General features: G+C 64.6%; 16 protein-coding genes. All 16 read right to left on the minus strand.

Annotated elements, in window-relative coordinates:
- Nucleotides 1–2: 2 nt before the first annotated feature.
- The 16 genes from fliQ to fliE all read right to left on the minus strand — a co-directional run bounded on the left by fliQ (nt 3) and on the right by fliE (nt 13,534).
- Nucleotides 3–272, minus strand: a complete 270-nt coding sequence (fliQ, locus tag ABNP31_RS18525; RefSeq protein WP_075045922.1) for a flagellar biosynthesis protein FliQ — start codon at nt 270–272, stop codon at nt 3–5.
- A gap of 21 nt (nt 273–293) precedes the next feature.
- Nucleotides 294–1,049 (minus strand): flagellar type III secretion system pore protein FliP, encoded by a 756-nt coding sequence (fliP, locus tag ABNP31_RS18530; RefSeq protein ID WP_003257293.1) that lies wholly within the window; start codon nt 1,047–1,049, stop codon nt 294–296.
- The gene (gene fliO, locus ABNP31_RS18535; protein ID WP_085664062.1) at nt 1,049–1,483 is read right to left on the minus strand and encodes a flagellar biosynthetic protein FliO; all 435 of its coding nucleotides are present in this window, start codon (nt 1,481–1,483) and stop codon (nt 1,049–1,051) included. Before fliO ends, fliP begins: the two co-directional genes overlap by 1 nt.
- A 12-nt stretch (nt 1,484–1,495) precedes the next feature.
- Nucleotides 1,496–1,966, minus strand: coding sequence for a flagellar motor switch protein FliN (gene fliN, locus ABNP31_RS18540; RefSeq protein ID WP_003257291.1), 471 nt, complete (start codon nt 1,964–1,966; stop codon nt 1,496–1,498).
- A gap of 46 nt (nt 1,967–2,012) precedes the next feature.
- A complete protein-coding gene (gene fliM / locus ABNP31_RS18545; protein WP_013973595.1) occupies nt 2,013–2,981 on the minus strand; it encodes a flagellar motor switch protein FliM in 969 nt (322 codons plus the stop codon).
- Between the two features lie 9 nt (nt 2,982–2,990).
- Nucleotides 2,991–3,488, minus strand: coding sequence for a flagellar basal body-associated protein FliL (gene fliL / locus ABNP31_RS18550; protein WP_025340078.1), 498 nt, complete (start codon nt 3,486–3,488; stop codon nt 2,991–2,993).
- 218 nt (nt 3,489–3,706) lie between these two features.
- Nucleotides 3,707–4,975: a flagellar hook-length control protein FliK gene (locus ABNP31_RS18555; RefSeq protein ID WP_238066701.1), complete on the minus strand. Its 1,269-nt coding sequence runs from the start codon at nt 4,973–4,975 to the stop codon at nt 3,707–3,709.
- A gap of 72 nt (nt 4,976–5,047) precedes the next feature.
- Nucleotides 5,048–5,395, minus strand: a complete 348-nt coding sequence (locus tag ABNP31_RS18560; RefSeq protein WP_061304343.1) for an Hpt domain-containing protein — start codon at nt 5,393–5,395, stop codon at nt 5,048–5,050.
- A gap of 48 nt (nt 5,396–5,443) precedes the next feature.
- Nucleotides 5,444–7,135 carry a fused response regulator/phosphatase gene (locus tag ABNP31_RS18565; protein WP_085663988.1) on the minus strand — a complete coding sequence of 564 codons (1,692 nt, stop codon included), beginning with the start codon at nt 7,133–7,135 and terminating at the stop codon, nt 5,444–5,446.
- A gap of 8 nt (nt 7,136–7,143) precedes the next feature.
- On the minus strand, nt 7,144–7,449 hold the full coding sequence (locus ABNP31_RS18570; protein WP_013973600.1) for an STAS domain-containing protein: 306 nt from the start codon (nt 7,447–7,449) through the stop codon (nt 7,144–7,146).
- Nucleotides 7,450–7,693: 244 nt separating this feature from the next.
- A complete protein-coding gene (fliJ, locus tag ABNP31_RS18575) occupies nt 7,694–8,146 on the minus strand; it encodes a flagellar export protein FliJ (protein WP_046614584.1) in 453 nt (150 codons plus the stop codon).
- A 6-nt stretch (nt 8,147–8,152) separates the two neighbouring features.
- Entirely contained in the window at nt 8,153–9,511 is a 1,359-nt protein-coding gene (gene fliI, locus ABNP31_RS18580) for a flagellar protein export ATPase FliI (RefSeq protein WP_238066708.1), read from the minus strand.
- Nucleotides 9,501–10,295 (minus strand): flagellar assembly protein FliH, encoded by a 795-nt coding sequence (fliH, locus tag ABNP31_RS18585; protein WP_085663986.1) that lies wholly within the window; start codon nt 10,293–10,295, stop codon nt 9,501–9,503. Before fliH ends, fliI begins: the two co-directional genes overlap by 11 nt.
- 100 nt (nt 10,296–10,395) lie before the next feature.
- A complete protein-coding gene (gene fliG, locus ABNP31_RS18590) occupies nt 10,396–11,415 on the minus strand; it encodes a flagellar motor switch protein FliG (protein ID WP_003257289.1) in 1,020 nt (339 codons plus the stop codon).
- Nucleotides 11,408–13,186: a flagellar basal-body MS-ring/collar protein FliF gene (fliF, locus tag ABNP31_RS18595; protein WP_025340086.1), complete on the minus strand. Its 1,779-nt coding sequence runs from the start codon at nt 13,184–13,186 to the stop codon at nt 11,408–11,410. Before fliF ends, fliG begins: the two co-directional genes overlap by 8 nt.
- Before the next feature lie 15 nt (nt 13,187–13,201).
- The gene (gene fliE / locus ABNP31_RS18600; RefSeq protein ID WP_013973606.1) at nt 13,202–13,534 is read right to left on the minus strand and encodes a flagellar hook-basal body complex protein FliE; all 333 of its coding nucleotides are present in this window, start codon (nt 13,532–13,534) and stop codon (nt 13,202–13,204) included.
- Between the last annotated feature and the right edge of the window lie 254 nt (nt 13,535–13,788).

The raw sequence follows: 13,788 nt of genomic DNA on the forward strand, positions 1-13,788 counted from the left end.
CGTCAACCGATCAGCTGCGGGATGTTGGTGTACAGACTGGTGATGTACTCCATGAACTTCTGCACCAGCCACGGCCCGGCGACGATCAGCGTGACCAGCATCACCAGCAGGCGTGGCAGGAAGCTCAGGGTCTGTTCGTTGATCTGCGTGGCGGCCTGGAACATGGCCACCACCAGGCCCACCAGCAGGCTGGGCACCACCAGTATGGCGACCATCAGGGTGGTCAGCCACAAGGCATCACGGAACAGGTCGACAGCGACTTCAGGTGTCATCGGCGGCTCTCCTTGACGGCGTCAGACGCCGCCGAAACTGCTGGCCAAGGTGCCCATGATCAGCGCCCAGCCATCGACCAGCACGAACAGCATGATCTTGAACGGCAGCGAGATGATCAGCGGCGACAGCATCATCATACCCATGGCCATCAGCACGCTGGCTACCACCATGTCGATGATCAGGAACGGGATGAAGATCATGAAACCGATCTGGAACGCAGTCTTCAGCTCGGAGGTGACGAACGCCGGCACCAGGATCGTCAGCGGCACCTGGTCCGGACCGGCGATGTCGGTACGCTTGGACAGGCGCATGAACAGGTCGAGGTCGCTTTGCCGGGTTTGCGCCAGCATGAAGTCCTTGAGCGGCCCCTGGGCCTTGTCGATGGCCTGCTGGGCAGTCATCTGCTCCTTCAGGTACGGCTGCAGTGCGTCCTGATTCACCCGGTCGAACACCGGCGCCATGATGAACATGGTCAGGAACAGTGCCATGCCCGTCAGCAGCTGGTTCGACGGCGTCTGCTGCAAGCCCAAGGCCTGACGCAGGATCGAGAACACGATGATGATGCGGGTGAAGCTGGTCATCAGGATGACGAACGCCGGGATGAAGCTGAGCGCCGTCATGATCAGCAGGATCTGCAGGCTGACCGAATACTCCTGCTGCCCGTCCGCGGTATTGGACAGGGTAATGGCTGGGATCGACAGCGGGTCGGCCCCCAGGGCCAGCGGCGCAGCCAGCAGCAGCGCCAGAGTCAACAACACACGCAGCGCGCCACTCATCACTTCTTGTCCTTAGGGTCTTTGCCCATCAGCTCCATCAGCCGCTGGGCAAACTCCGGCGTCGCCTGGCGGGCGTTTTCCGGCACTTCCACGGGTTCGGCCAGCACATGCAGGGCCTCGATGCTGCCAGGGGTATGGCCGATCAGGATCTGCTCCTTGCCCACCTGCACCAGCAGCAGGCGGTCACGCGGGCCGATGGCCCGGCTGCCGACGATCTCGATCACCTGCCCGCCCTTCACCGCCGTGCTTTGCATGCGCCGCAGCAACCAGGCCAGGAAGAAGATCAGGCCGACCACCAGCAGCAGGCCGAAGACCATCTGCGCCAGCTGCCCACCGAGGCTGCCAGGCGCGGTTGCCGGGGTTGCCACCGGTGTGGCCGCGGCCAGGCAAGCCTGGCTGGCGAGCAGCGCGGCGAGCGCCGCGATGGCGCGCATCGTGCCCTTCACTCAGCGCAGCTTCTTGATACGTTCGCTGGGGCTGATCACGTCGGTCAGGCGGATGCCGAACTTCTCGTTGACCACCACCACCTCGCCATGGGCAATCAGCGTGCCGTTGACCAGCACGTCGAGCGGCTCGCCGGCCAGGCGGTCGAGCTCGATCACCGAGCCCTGGTTGAGCTGCAGCAGGTTGCGGATGTTGATCTCGGTACTGCCCACTTCCATGGAAATGTTCACCGGGATATCCAGGATCACGTCCAGGTTAGGGCCTTCGAGGCTGACGTTTTCGTTCGGCTTCGGCGAGCTGGCGAACTCCTCCATCGGCAGGCGGCCCGCGCCGCCGGTGCTGCTACCGGTGTCACCACCCAGCAGTGCATCGATATCGGCCTGGCCGGCTGCACCGGTTTCTTCCAGTGCCGCAGCCCATTCATCGGCCAGTGCCTGGTCCTCTGCGGAGGTGATCTCGTTTTCGTTAGCCATGGTTTCCTCGACAGGCATTCAATTCGTTATGAGCGACCGGCACGCGTCAGCGGCGTTCGATCGGGTCGATGATCTGCAGCGCCAGGTTGCCCTTGTGCGAACCCAGGCGCGCCTTGAACGACGGCACGCCGTTGGCGCGCAGCACCAGGTGCTCGGGCAGCTCCACCGGGATCACGTCGCCAGGCTGCATGTGCAGGATGTCGCGCAGCTTCAGCTGGCGCCGGGCTACGGTGGCGGTCAGCGGCACAGCCACGTCCAGCACGTCCTCGCGCAGGGCCTTGACCCAGCGCTCGTCCTGGTCGTCCAGGTCCGACTGGAAACCGGCGTCGAGCATTTCCCGCACCGGCTCGATCATCGAGTACGGCATGGTCACGTGCAGGTCGCCGCCACCGCCGTCCAGCTCGATGTGGAAGGTGGACACCACCACCGCCTCGCTGGGGCCGACAATGTTGGCCATGGCCGGGTTGACCTCGGAGTTCATGTACTCGAAGGTGACCGGCATGATTGCCTGCCAGGCTTCCTTGAGGTCGACGAAGCACTGGTCCAGCACCATGCGCACCACGCGCAACTCGGTGGGGGTGAACTCGCGGCCTTCGATCTTGGCGTGGCGGCCGTCGCCGCCAAAGAAGTTGTCCACCAGCTTGAACACCAGCTTGGCGTCGAGGATGAACAGCGAGGTACCGCGCAGCGGCTTGATCTTGACCAGGTTGAGGCTGGTCGGCACATACAGCGAGTGCACGTATTCGCCGAACTTCATCACCTGCACGCCGCCCACTGCCACATCGGCGGAGCGGCGCAGCAGGTTGAACATGCTGATACGGGTGTAACGGGCGAAACGCTCGTTGATCATTTCCAGGGTCGGCATGCGACCCCGCACGATACGGTCCTGACTGGTCAGGTCGTAGCTTTTGATGCTGCCAGGCTCGGATGCACTCTCGGTCTGCACCAGCCCGTCGTCGACGCCATGCAACAGGGCATCGATTTCATCCTGGGACAGCAGGTCCTGTACGGCCATTGCGGACTCCTACTGCAATACGAAATTGGTGAACAGCAACTGGTCGACGACCGGCTTGCCGACTTCCTTCTGCGCCACTTCCTGAACCACTGCGGTGGCCTTCTGGCGCAGCATTTCCTGCCCCACCGGGCTGCCGGCCAGGGTGTCGAAGCCTTGCCCGGAGAACATCATCACCAGGTTGTTGCGGATCACCGGCATGTGCACCTTGAGGGCGTCCAGGTCAGCCTGGCTGCGCGCTTGCAGGGTGATGCTCACCTGCATGTAGCGCTGGCGGCCGTTCTGGTTGAAGTTGACCACGAAGGCCGGGGCCAGCGCTTCGTAGATAGCCGCTGGCTTGACGTTGCTGGCTGCAGGATCGGCGGCCGGGGCCGGCTCGCTCTTGTGCATGATGAACCAGGTAGCGCCCACCGAAAGGCCGATCGCCAGCAACAGGCCCACTACCGCCAGCAGGATCAGCTTGAGTTTGCCTTTAGTGGCGGGGTCTTTGACTGCTTCGCTCTTCGCCATGCCAATAATCCGTCGTCCATCGGGGGTTCAAGGGAGGATGGCTTGGCTTGAGCAAGTGTTATGCCAGATTTCGCAGAAGGGAGATTTCAGCAGGAACGACTGTGCTGGCTTCTTCGCGGGTGAACCCGCTCCCACAGGACCTCCACAGGCTTCGAAGCCTGCACTGTACTTGTGGGAGCGGGTTTACCCGCGAAGAGGCCAGTACAGGCAATCGGGATCTACGCGTAATAATCGACCGCACTGTCGCCAACAACCACCTGCTGCTCCACAGGCCGGGCGCTATCGACTGCCTCTGCCCCGCCCTGCTCGGCCCGGCGCGCCGCCACCCCGGACAGGTTGCTGCCCTGTGCCTCCCCCTGCTGCTGCTGTTGCTGCCCACGCGACTGGTCGGCCACGTTGACATCCGGCTGTGCCAGCCCCTGCTGGGCGAACAGCTCGCGCAGGCGGTGCACCTGGCTGTCGAGGGCGTCACGCACGCCGGCGTGGCCGCTGATGAAGGTGATCTGGGTCGACTGGTCCGTCGCAACATTGACGCGAATGTCCAGGCGGCCCAGTTCTGCCGGCTCCAGCTGGATATCCGCCGACTTGAGGTTCTGGCTGGACAGGTACATGACCCGATTGACCAGGCCCTCGGCCCAGGCGTTCTGGTTCATCGGCAGCGGTTGGTGCAATGGGCTGGCATTGGCCGGCACGGCATTGGCGGTCTTGGCCGTGGCGGCCTGGGTCAGGTTGGCCAGGCGGTTGGCGAAATCGTCTACGCGTGTATCGCTGCCAGCGCTCTTGGTGTCTTTCAGGCCATCTTCGAGCAAGCCGGCAAAGGCCTTGTCGCCAGGCTCGCCCGCTTCACCCTCGGCATTCTCGACCAGATTCGCCAAGGTATTGACGGCCATCTGCCCCTCTTCGCCCTGAGCCTGCGAAGGGTCCAGGGCATGCGCCGAGGTCGCTCCCTTGGCCTGGGCGCTTTGTTCCAGCGCCAGGCGCAGGGTAGGCAGGTTGGCCAAAGGGTCGGAGTCAGGGTCGAAGGCTTCCTCGGCGGCCGGCTCCTCGGGCAGCTCGGCGGTGACCTGCGCCTGCGCCGCGGCGGCCTGCAACACCGGCGCCACCGCCTCGGCCTGGGCCTGGATCAGTTGTGCGCCAGGCTGGGCGTCGGTGACCTGGCCGGCAACCAGGCTGGCATCGCGCAAGCCGGTGTCGGCCTGGGCCTGGTCGTCGGCTGGCAATTGTTTGCCGTCATCGGCAACCGCGGGTTTGTCGACAGCGGCTTTCTTGCCGCCCTGCGCCGCCTCGGGCTTGTCCTTGGGCTTGGCCTGGGCGACCTTGTCGTCCTGCCCGGCGGCCTTGTCGCGGCCCTGCCGGGCCATCACCTGGCCGAAGCCGTCGCCCTTGTCGCCCGGCGCCTGCAGCGGCTTGTCGGCCTGTGCGGTGGCCGAACGCGAGGTGTTGGCAATGGCGTTGCCTTGCAACAATGGGTTGGGTGCGACAGGCATCGAGCGGTCTCCGCGCCAGAAACAAAAAAATCATCCAGCCAGAGACAGGCAAGACTCGCGCCAAGTCGTGTTTCAACCCGCCGAAATGCGCTGCTGCTCACCTCGGTAGAAGCCCTGCACCTCGAGGAACTCTTGGTCGATGCGGTTGATCAGGTCTTCGATGCCATACAGCGGGGGCCGCCGTGCGCGCTCCTCCAGCTGCTGGCACAGGCTGGCCAATGCAACCGCGCCCATGTTGCTGCTGCTGCCCTTGAAACTGTGGGCCGCGGAGCCGAGCTCTTCGGCATTTTGGGCCGCGTGCAGCTGGCCCAGGCGCCGTTCGGAGTCTTCGAGAAAGGTTTGCACCAACTGCAGGTAGCCATCTTCCATGACCTCACGCAGGTCGCTGAGTACCTTGTGGTCAATATGCATGTCAGTCACTTGTTCACTCCTTGATCAAGCCAGATTATGCCCGAGCCAACCCGTGGCTCACCAGACGAACTCCACATGCGCGCAGCGCCCGCCCTCACTCCAGTGCGCGCTGCTGGCCAGCCGCCGCACCAGGTTCAGGCCACGCCCGCTCAGCTCCTGCTCCAGCGAGGGCCGCGACAGCACCCGTTGCACATCGAACCCGGCACCACTGTCACGGACCTCGATCATCAGACGCCCGCCGTCGGCTTGCGGTTCAACCTTGAAATCGATGCGCACGTAACCGTCGGTCAGAACCCCAAGGCGCCGGGCGCGTTCCTGATAATAGTCGGCAAAGCCCTGTACATCGCGCTTGAGCTGCGAGTCCAGGCCCAGCACGCCATGCTCCAGGGCATTGGAATACAGCTCGCTGAGCACGCTGTGCAGGTTGCCGGTACGCGCGCGCAGGCCATGAATCTCCTGCAACAACTGCACCAGGTACGGCACCGGGTTGAAGCGCTTCAGGCTCTGGCCACGCACCTCGAACCCCAGCGACCAGTCCAGCGGGCTGGAGCGGCCGCTATCAGAGTAGATCATCGGCGCCGGCACCCGCTCCTCGGCGCTGAACATGCGAATGTCGCACAGGCTGATGTCATCGCGCGGGCGCCCGCCAAAGCGCTCCAGGGCCTGCATCACTTCGTCGAACAACCGCACCGGGTCCCGGTTGTCGGCCAGCACCCTGCGCAGGCGCTGCACACCGAACAGGCGCTCCTGGTCGTCGGCGGTGTCCAGCACGCCGTCCGACAGCAGCAGCAGGCGCTCGCCCGGTGCCAGCGGCAACACTTCGGTACTGTCATCGAAACGCTCGGCGTCCAGGATGCCCAGCGGCAGGTGTCGCGACGTCAGCACCGACAGCACCTGGCCATCCACTGCCAGGCGATAGCCATCAGGCATGCCGCCGTTCCACACTTCCACCGAACCGCGCTGCATGCTGAGGTTGAGCAGCAGCGCACAACAGAACATGTCCACCGGCAGGATACGTTTGAGCTTGGCATTCATCTCGCGCAGGATCTGCGCCATGCCGTAGCCCTTGGCAGTCATGCCGTAGAACACTTCGGCCAGCGGCATGGCGCCTACCGCCGCCGGCAGGCCGTGGCCGGTGAAATCGCCGAGCAGCACGCGCATGTCGCCGGACGGGGTGAACGCGGCCAGCATCAGGTCGCCATTGAACAGCGCATAGGGCGATTGCAGGTAGCGGATGTTGGGCGCGGCCAGGCAGCCGGAGTGGGCCACCTTGTCGAACACCGCCTTGGCCACCCGCTGCTCGTTGAGCAGGTGGTGGTGGTGCCGGGCAATCTGGTCGCGCTGCTCCAGCACGGTGGCCTGCAGCCGGCGCAGGCGGTCCATGGCGCGTATCTTGGCACCGAGGATCACCGCACTGTAGGGCTTGGCCATGAAGTCGTCGCCCCCGGCCTCCAGGCAGCGCACCAGGCCTTCCTCCTCGTTCAATGACGTCAGGAAAATGATCGGCACCAGCGCTTCGCCGGCCAGTGCCTTGATCTGCCGCGCCGCCTCGAAGCCATCCATCACCGGCATCAGCGCATCCAGCAGCACAAGTTGCGGGCGCCGCTCGACGAACAGCGCCACCGCCTGCTCGCCGTTTTCCGCGGTGAATACCTGATGGCCCTGACGGCGCACGATCTGCGCCAGCAGCAGGCGGTCGGCGGCACCGTCTTCGGCGACCAGCACGGTCAACGTCTGTTCGGCCGGCATGTCGGCGCTCAACTGATATCGAAGAGTTTTTCGAAATTGGAGATGGCGAGGATCTTGCGCACATCGGAGCTGGCATGCACCACACGCACATCCGACTCATCGCCGCCCGCATGGTCGCGCAGCAACAGCAGCATGCCGAGTGCGGAACTGTCGAGGTAGGTGGTGTCCTTCAGGTCGACGACCACCGAATCTGGCCGGCTGGGCTGGCGTTCGTAGGCGTCACGAAATTCCTGATGCTTGCCGAAATCGAAGCGCCCCTTGATCTTAATCGTCAGCTTTTTCCCGTCCTGCGAAAAATCAGTCTCGACTGCCATGCTAGCGATTCCTTCGATGATGGCGGATGCAACTCCTTAAAGGTTTAGCAGGCGATGCCGGGGGTGGCAAGCATGCCATTCCCACAGGCGGTGCACCCAGTGTAGGAGCGGCCTTGTGTCGCGAAAGGGCCGCAGAGCGGCCCCGGCGATATTTGCTGCGAAGCTGAAATCCTGGGGCCGCTGCGCGCCCCTTTCGCGACACAAGGCCGCTCCTACAGGGTACGGCGCAAGCCCAATGGGCAGCTTAAAGGTGATTCTGCCGCGGCAGGCGTTGTGACAGCTCGTCGAGCAAGCGCTGCTCGCGCTTGTCTTCGGCCCGCCGGGCTTCCTCCTGGTAGCGCTGCACCAGCTTGCGCAAGCCTTCCACCCGGGCATAGGCCTGCTGCCAGGTGCCGCGGGCGTTGTTGAGGTTGTTCTGGTGCCAGACCAGGCTCTGGCGCTGCTGGGTCATGGCCGTTTCCAGCTGCCCGAGGAAGCGCTGGTAATTGACCAGCCAGCTACCGTTTACCCCCTGCCCGCCACGGTTGATCCACTGCAGTTGGTAGTCTTCGCGAAACCGTTCGAGTTCGGCCAGCTTGGCCTGTGCCGTGGCCACCTGCTGCTGGAACTGCCCAAGGCGCTGGGCCGCCTGGCGCTCGGCCTCTTCGGCCATGTCCACCACCGGCGCCAGGCGCGCGGCACGTCCGGGCAGTGCCATGGCCTATCAACCGCCCGCCGGGGGCGCAAAGATCGCCCCCAACTGTTCGCGGCTTTGCGCCATGCCCACGCTCTCGCGCAGGCCCTGGCGCAAAAACTCCACCAGCTTCGATTGCAGCGCAATGGCCAGATCGGTTTCCGGGTCGCCACCCGCCACGTAGGCACCCACACTGATCAGGTCACGGCTTTGCGACAGGCGCGACCACAGCTGCTTGAACTTTTGCGCCTGGCGCAAATGGTCGGCATCGACCACCTGAGGCATGACCCGACTGATCGAGGCTTCGATGTCGATAGCCGGGTAATGGCCTTCCTCGGCCAACCGCCGCGACAGCACGAAGTGGCCATCGAGCACACCACGCGCCGAGTCGGCAATCGGGTCCTGCTGGTCGTCACCCTCGGACAACACAGTGTAGAACGCGGTGATCGAACCACCGCCTGGCTCGCCGTTGCCGGCCCGCTCCACCAGCTTGGGCAGTTTGGCAAACACCGACGGCGGGTAACCCCGGGTGGCCGGCGGTTCGCCGATGGCCAAGGCGATTTCACGCTGGGCCTGGGCAAAACGGGTCAGCGAGTCCATCAGCAACAGCACGTTCTTGCCCTTGTCGCGGAAGTACTCGGCAATACGTGTGCAGTACATGGCGGCGCGCAGGCGCATCAGCGGCGCATCGTCGGCGGGCGAAGCGACCACCACCGAGCGCTTGAGGCCTTCTTCACCAAGGATATGCTCGATGAATTCCTTGACCTCGCGGCCCCGCTCGCCGATCAGGCCGACGACGATGATCTCGGCTTCGGTGAAGCGGGTCATCATGCCCAGCAACACCGACTTGCCCACACCGGTACCGGCGAACAGGCCCAGGCGCTGGCCGCGACCGACGGTGAGCAGGCCATTGATGCTGCGAATGCCCACGTCCAGCGGCTTGCTGATGGGGTCGCGGTTCAACGGGTTGATCACCGGGCCGTCCATCGGCACCCAGTCCTCGGCCTTCATCCCGCCCTTGCCATCCAGCGCGCGACCGGCGCCGTCGAGCACCCGGCCGAGCATGCTCATGCCCATGGGCAGGCGGCCGCTGTCATCCAGCGGCACCACCCGGGCGCCGGGGGCGATGCCGACAATGCTGCCGACCGGCATGAGGAATACCTTGGACCCGGCAAAGCCCATGACTTCGGCCTCCACCTGCACCGGGTGGTAGCTGTCGTCGTTGATTACCAGGCAGCGGCTGCCGACTGCAGCGCGCAGGCCTTCGGCTTCCAGGGTGAGGCCGACCATGCGCAGCAGGCGGCCTTCGACGATGGGCTGGGCCGGCAGCTCGATGGCCTCGGCGTAACTGCCCAGGCGCTTGCCGAAACTGGTGCGCTCAAGTTGCATCCGGGCTACCCACGGCGCGCTCTGGCAGGCTGTCCAGGTCTACCGACATGTCCGGCGCTGCCGGGTGCAGCGAATGGTCGTGCAACTGGTCGAACAGTTGTGCCACGGCTTTCTCGATGCGGGTTTCCATGGTCGCGTCGATGCGGCTATGCGCGGTCTCGATACGGCAGCCGCCTGGTAGCAGTGCGCTGTCCTCGAGCAGCCGCCAGCTTTCCTCATGGCGCTCGCGCAGGGCCTTGGCCAGCTCGAAATCCTGCGGGTTGAGATGAATGCGGATATTGTCCGCGCCCATGGGCAGCAGCTTGAGCGCTTCGCGCAGTACCTGGGTTATCTGACTGGAATCGCCCCGCAGTTCGCGACCGATCACCTGGCGGGTCATGTGAGCCACCAGGTGGACCAGGGTTTTCTCGATCTGCGTGTCCTGCTCGGCGATCGGCTCCATCAGGTTGGTCATCAGCCGGTCGAGGCTCTCCAGCTTGGTCTTCAGGGCCTCTTCGGCTTCCTGGCGGACCTTGAGCTGGGTGCTATGGAAGCCCTCGCGCTCACCGGTGGCGAAGCCTTCGTTGTAGGCCTCCTGGCGGATGGCCTCGAGTTCTTCCAGGGTCAGTGGCTGAACTTCTTCCAGCGGCACTTCCTCGACTTCTTCCTCGATTACCTCGGGTTCCGGCTCCGGTTCGGGCTCAGGCTCCGGTTCCGGGTCGAAGCTGGGCAGCGCCCATACATCCACGCCCTCGAGGTCGCGGGCGCGGATCAGGTCGCTGGGGTGATGTTCTTTGGTGGGCATGCTGTCATGTTCTCAAACCATGTTCAGCCGACACGGTCCCTGTGGGAGCGGGTTTACCCGCTCCCACAGGGACCGTGTCGGCCTTCAGATCGCGAATACCTTAGATCATTTCCTCGGCACCCTTGCCGCCGAGCACGATCTCGCCGGCCTCGGCCATGCGGCGGGCGATGGTGAGGATTTCCTTCTGCGCCGTTTCCACGTCGCTGACCCGTACCGGCCCCTTGGCCTCCAGGTCGTCGCGCAACAGCTCCGAGGCACGTTTGGACATGTTCTTGAAGATCTTGTCCTTGACCCGCTCGTCGGCGCCCTTGAGCGACACCACCAGCACGTCGGACGAGACTTCGCGCAGCAACGCCTGGATGCCACGGTCGTCGACGTCGGCCAGGTTGTTGAAGACGAACATCAGGTCTTCGATCTGCTCCGACAGGTCGCTGTCGATCTCGCGGATCGCGTCCATCAGTGCACCTTCCACCGAGCTGTCGAGGAAGTTCATGATGTCGGCGGCGCGCTTGATGCCGCCCAAAGTGGTACGCGCCGCGTTGGAGTTGCCCGAGAACTGCTTCTCGAGGATCTGGTTCAGCTCCTTCAGCGCCGCCGGCTGCACGGTGTTCAGCGACGACACGCGCAGGACGATGTCCAGGCGCACCTTGTGGTCGAAGTTGCTCAGCACTTCGCCGGCCTGGTCGGGGTCGAGGTAGGCAACCACGATGGCCTGGATCTGCGGGTGCTCGTAGCGGATCACGTCGGCAACGGCGCGCGGCTCCATCCACTTCAGGCTGTCCAGGCCGCTGGTGTTGCCACCGAGCAGGATGCGGTCGACCAGGCCGTTGGCCTTGTCCTCGCCCAGGGCCTGGTTGAGCATCTTGCGGATATAGGCATCGGAGCCCACGCCCAGGCTGGTCTGGTCGCCGACGATTTCGACGAACTCGCTCATCACCTGCTCGACCTGTTCACGGTGCACATTGCCCATCTGCGCCATGGCCACACCCACCCGCTGCACTTCCTTGGGCCCCATGTGCCGCAGCACCTGGGCGGCATCGGTCTCGCCCAGCGAAAGCAGGAGGATCGCCGCCTTGTCGACGCGGCTCAGCTTGGCGGTAACGGCTCGGTTATCACTCATCGGCGTTGATCCACTCTTTCACGACCTGGGCAACGCGGCCCGGGTCTTCGGCCACCAGGCCTTTGATTGCGTTGAGCTGTGCCTCGTAACCCTCGTTCGGGCTAGGCAGCAGAATGCTTGTCGGGCCACCCAGACTGACGCGGTCGTTGGCCAGTTCGCCATCCAGACCCATCATGCCGCCCAGCTCCATGTCGCTATCCGGGGCAGCCTGCTTGCCGCCCCCTGTAATGTTGTTCAGCACCGGGCGCAGCACACCGAACACCAGCACCAGGATGAACACCACGCCCAGCACTTGCTTGACGATGTCCCAGAACCACGGCTGCTGGTAGAAGGCGATGTCGGTGATCTCTTCGCCGCGGTCGGCGGCGAACGGCACGTTGATCACCGTCACGCTGTCGCCACGGCTGGCATCGAAGCCGACCGCGTCCTGCACCAGGCGAGTGAAGCGTGCCAGGTCCTCGGCGCCCCATGGCGCACGGGTGGCGTCGCCGGTGGCCGGGTCGATCTTGACCTGGTCGTCCACCACCACCGCCACCGACAGGCGGGTCATGCGCCCCTGCTGCTGGCGGGTGTGGCTGATGGAACGGTCCAGCTCGAAGTTCTTGGTGCTTTGCTGGCGCTTGTCCGACGGGTACGGCGCGAGCATCGGCTGGCCGGTGGCCGGGTCCATGATCTGCTGGCCGTTGGCATCCACCAGCGGCTGGCCAGGCTGGATGGCCGCGGCCGGGGTAGCGGCACCACCGGTGGTCTGCGGTGCCGAGGCCGGGCCTGGCGGCTGGTTGCTCAGCGCACCGGGCACACCTTGCGGGCCCTGGCTGCTGGCACGTTGTTCATCGACCGACTGCTCGCTGCGCAGCGCCGGCTGGTCTGGGTTGAACTGCTCGGAGGTGGACTCGACCGCACTGAAGTCCAGGTCGGCGGACACTTCGGCCTTGTAGCGGTCATTGCCCAGCACCGGCTGCAGGATGTTGTGCACCCGCTGGGTGAGCATGCTTTCCACCCGGCGGCTGTAGTCGAACTGTTTGCCTGCCTGGGTCAGGGCGGTGTCCTGGATCTGCTCGGACAGCAGGTTGCCCTTCTGGTCGACCACGGTGACCTGGGACTTGTCAAGTTCCGGCACGCTTGTTGCCACCAGGTTGACGATGGCCATCACCTGCCCGGCTTCCAGGGCACGGCCCGGGTACAGCTCGACCAGTACCGAGGCGCTGGGCTTGCGTTCGTCACGCACGAACACCGAGCTTTTCGGGATGGCCAGATGCACGCGCGCGCCCTTGACGTTGTTCAGGCTGGACACGGTACGCGCCAGCTCGCCTTCCAGGCTGCGACGGTAACGGGTGGCTTCCATGAACTGGCTGGTGCCCAGGCCCTGCTCCTTGTCGAGCAGCTCGAAACCGACGTTGCCATCGCTTGGTGCCACGCCGGCGGCCGCCAGTTTCAGGCGCGCACGGGAGAGGTCGTCGGCCTTGACCAGCAGAGCACCGGAATTGGGCTCGACGTTGTAGGGGATGTCGGCGGCGGCCAGGGTATCCATGACCTGCTTGGTGTCCATGCCCGCCAGGCTGCCGTACAGCGGACGGTAATCGGGTTGTTGCGACCACAGCACCACGGCAAAGCCGATCGCCACGCTGGCGGCCAGGCCGACCAGAAGGCCGATCTGACGCAGCATGGGCATCTGCGCGATGTTTTCCAGAAACGCCATGCCGAACAGCGGCGGCTTGGCCGCGGGCGGGCCGCTTTTGGCAGGGGGGTTGTCGACGACTGCTTCAGCCATGGTTTACGTCCGTCCTCAAACCGGCATCTGCATGATGTCCTGGTACGCCTGGACCAGCTTGTTGCGTACCTGGGTCAGGGCCTGCATCGACACGCTGGCCTTTTGCGAAGCGATCATCACGTCGGTCAGGTCGACGCCACTCTTGCCGATCTCGAAAGCGTTGGCCAACTGGGTCGAAGCCTGCTGCGTCTCATGCACCTTGCCGATGGCCTGGCCGAGCATGTCGGCAAAGGTACTTTGCCCGGGTGCCAACTCGGGGGCGGCGGCCACCTTGGGCAGCGACATGGCATCGGCCTGCATGGCCCGCATGTCCAACATCAGACGATTGAATTCAACACCTTGGCTCATGACCCTTCTCTCTCCTGCGGCCGCATTTTTTTGACAGTGATGCGGCGGATAGCCAACCTAAAGCAACAAAGGTGCCAGCCTTGGGAATCACCGCCCCGTGCGCTTGCGCGATCTTTGTAGGAGCGGCCTTGTGTCGCGACAGGGGCGCGGAGCGGCCCCACATCTGCGCTTCGCCGCCGATATCGCCGGGGCCGCCTTGCGGCCCTATCGCGACACAAGGCCGCTCCTACAGGGGTCGCATCTGCAGCAGCTGC

The organism is Pseudomonas asiatica, assembly GCF_040214835.1.
GTDB lineage: Bacteria > Pseudomonadota > Gammaproteobacteria > Pseudomonadales > Pseudomonadaceae > Aquipseudomonas > Aquipseudomonas putida_Z.

Excerpts from the sequence above, each read along its gene's own strand:
- fliQ (WP_075045922.1), bottom strand. The coding sequence starts at position 272 with ATGACACCTGAAGTCGCTGTCGACCTGTTCCGTGATGCCTTGTGGCTG.
- fliP (WP_003257293.1), bottom strand. The coding sequence starts at position 1,049 with ATGAGTGGCGCGCTGCGTGTGTTGTTGACTCTGGCGCTGCTGCTGGCT.
- fliO (WP_085664062.1), bottom strand. The coding sequence starts at position 1,483 with ATGCGCGCCATCGCGGCGCTCGCCGCGCTGCTCGCCAGCCAGGCTTGC.
- fliN (WP_003257291.1), bottom strand. The coding sequence starts at position 1,966 with ATGGCTAACGAAAACGAGATCACCTCCGCAGAGGACCAGGCACTGGCC.
- fliM (WP_013973595.1), bottom strand. The coding sequence starts at position 2,981 with ATGGCCGTACAGGACCTGCTGTCCCAGGATGAAATCGATGCCCTGTTG.
- fliL (WP_025340078.1), bottom strand. The coding sequence starts at position 3,488 with ATGGCGAAGAGCGAAGCAGTCAAAGACCCCGCCACTAAAGGCAAACTC.
- ABNP31_RS18555 (WP_238066701.1), bottom strand. The coding sequence starts at position 4,975 with ATGCCTGTCGCACCCAACCCATTGTTGCAAGGCAACGCCATTGCCAAC.
- ABNP31_RS18565 (WP_085663988.1), bottom strand. The coding sequence starts at position 7,135 with ATGCCGGCCGAACAGACGTTGACCGTGCTGGTCGCCGAAGACGGTGCC.
- ABNP31_RS18570 (WP_013973600.1), bottom strand. The coding sequence starts at position 7,449 with ATGGCAGTCGAGACTGATTTTTCGCAGGACGGGAAAAAGCTGACGATT.
- fliJ (WP_046614584.1), bottom strand. The coding sequence starts at position 8,146 with ATGGCACTGCCCGGACGTGCCGCGCGCCTGGCGCCGGTGGTGGACATG.
- fliI (WP_238066708.1), bottom strand. The coding sequence starts at position 9,511 with ATGCAACTTGAGCGCACCAGTTTCGGCAAGCGCCTGGGCAGTTACGCC.
- fliH (WP_085663986.1), bottom strand. The coding sequence starts at position 10,295 with ATGCCCACCAAAGAACATCACCCCAGCGACCTGATCCGCGCCCGCGAC.
- fliG (WP_003257289.1), bottom strand. The coding sequence starts at position 11,415 with ATGAGTGATAACCGAGCCGTTACCGCCAAGCTGAGCCGCGTCGACAAG.
- fliF (WP_025340086.1), bottom strand. The coding sequence starts at position 13,186 with ATGGCTGAAGCAGTCGTCGACAACCCCCCTGCCAAAAGCGGCCCGCCC.
- fliE (WP_013973606.1), bottom strand. The coding sequence starts at position 13,534 with ATGAGCCAAGGTGTTGAATTCAATCGTCTGATGTTGGACATGCGGGCC.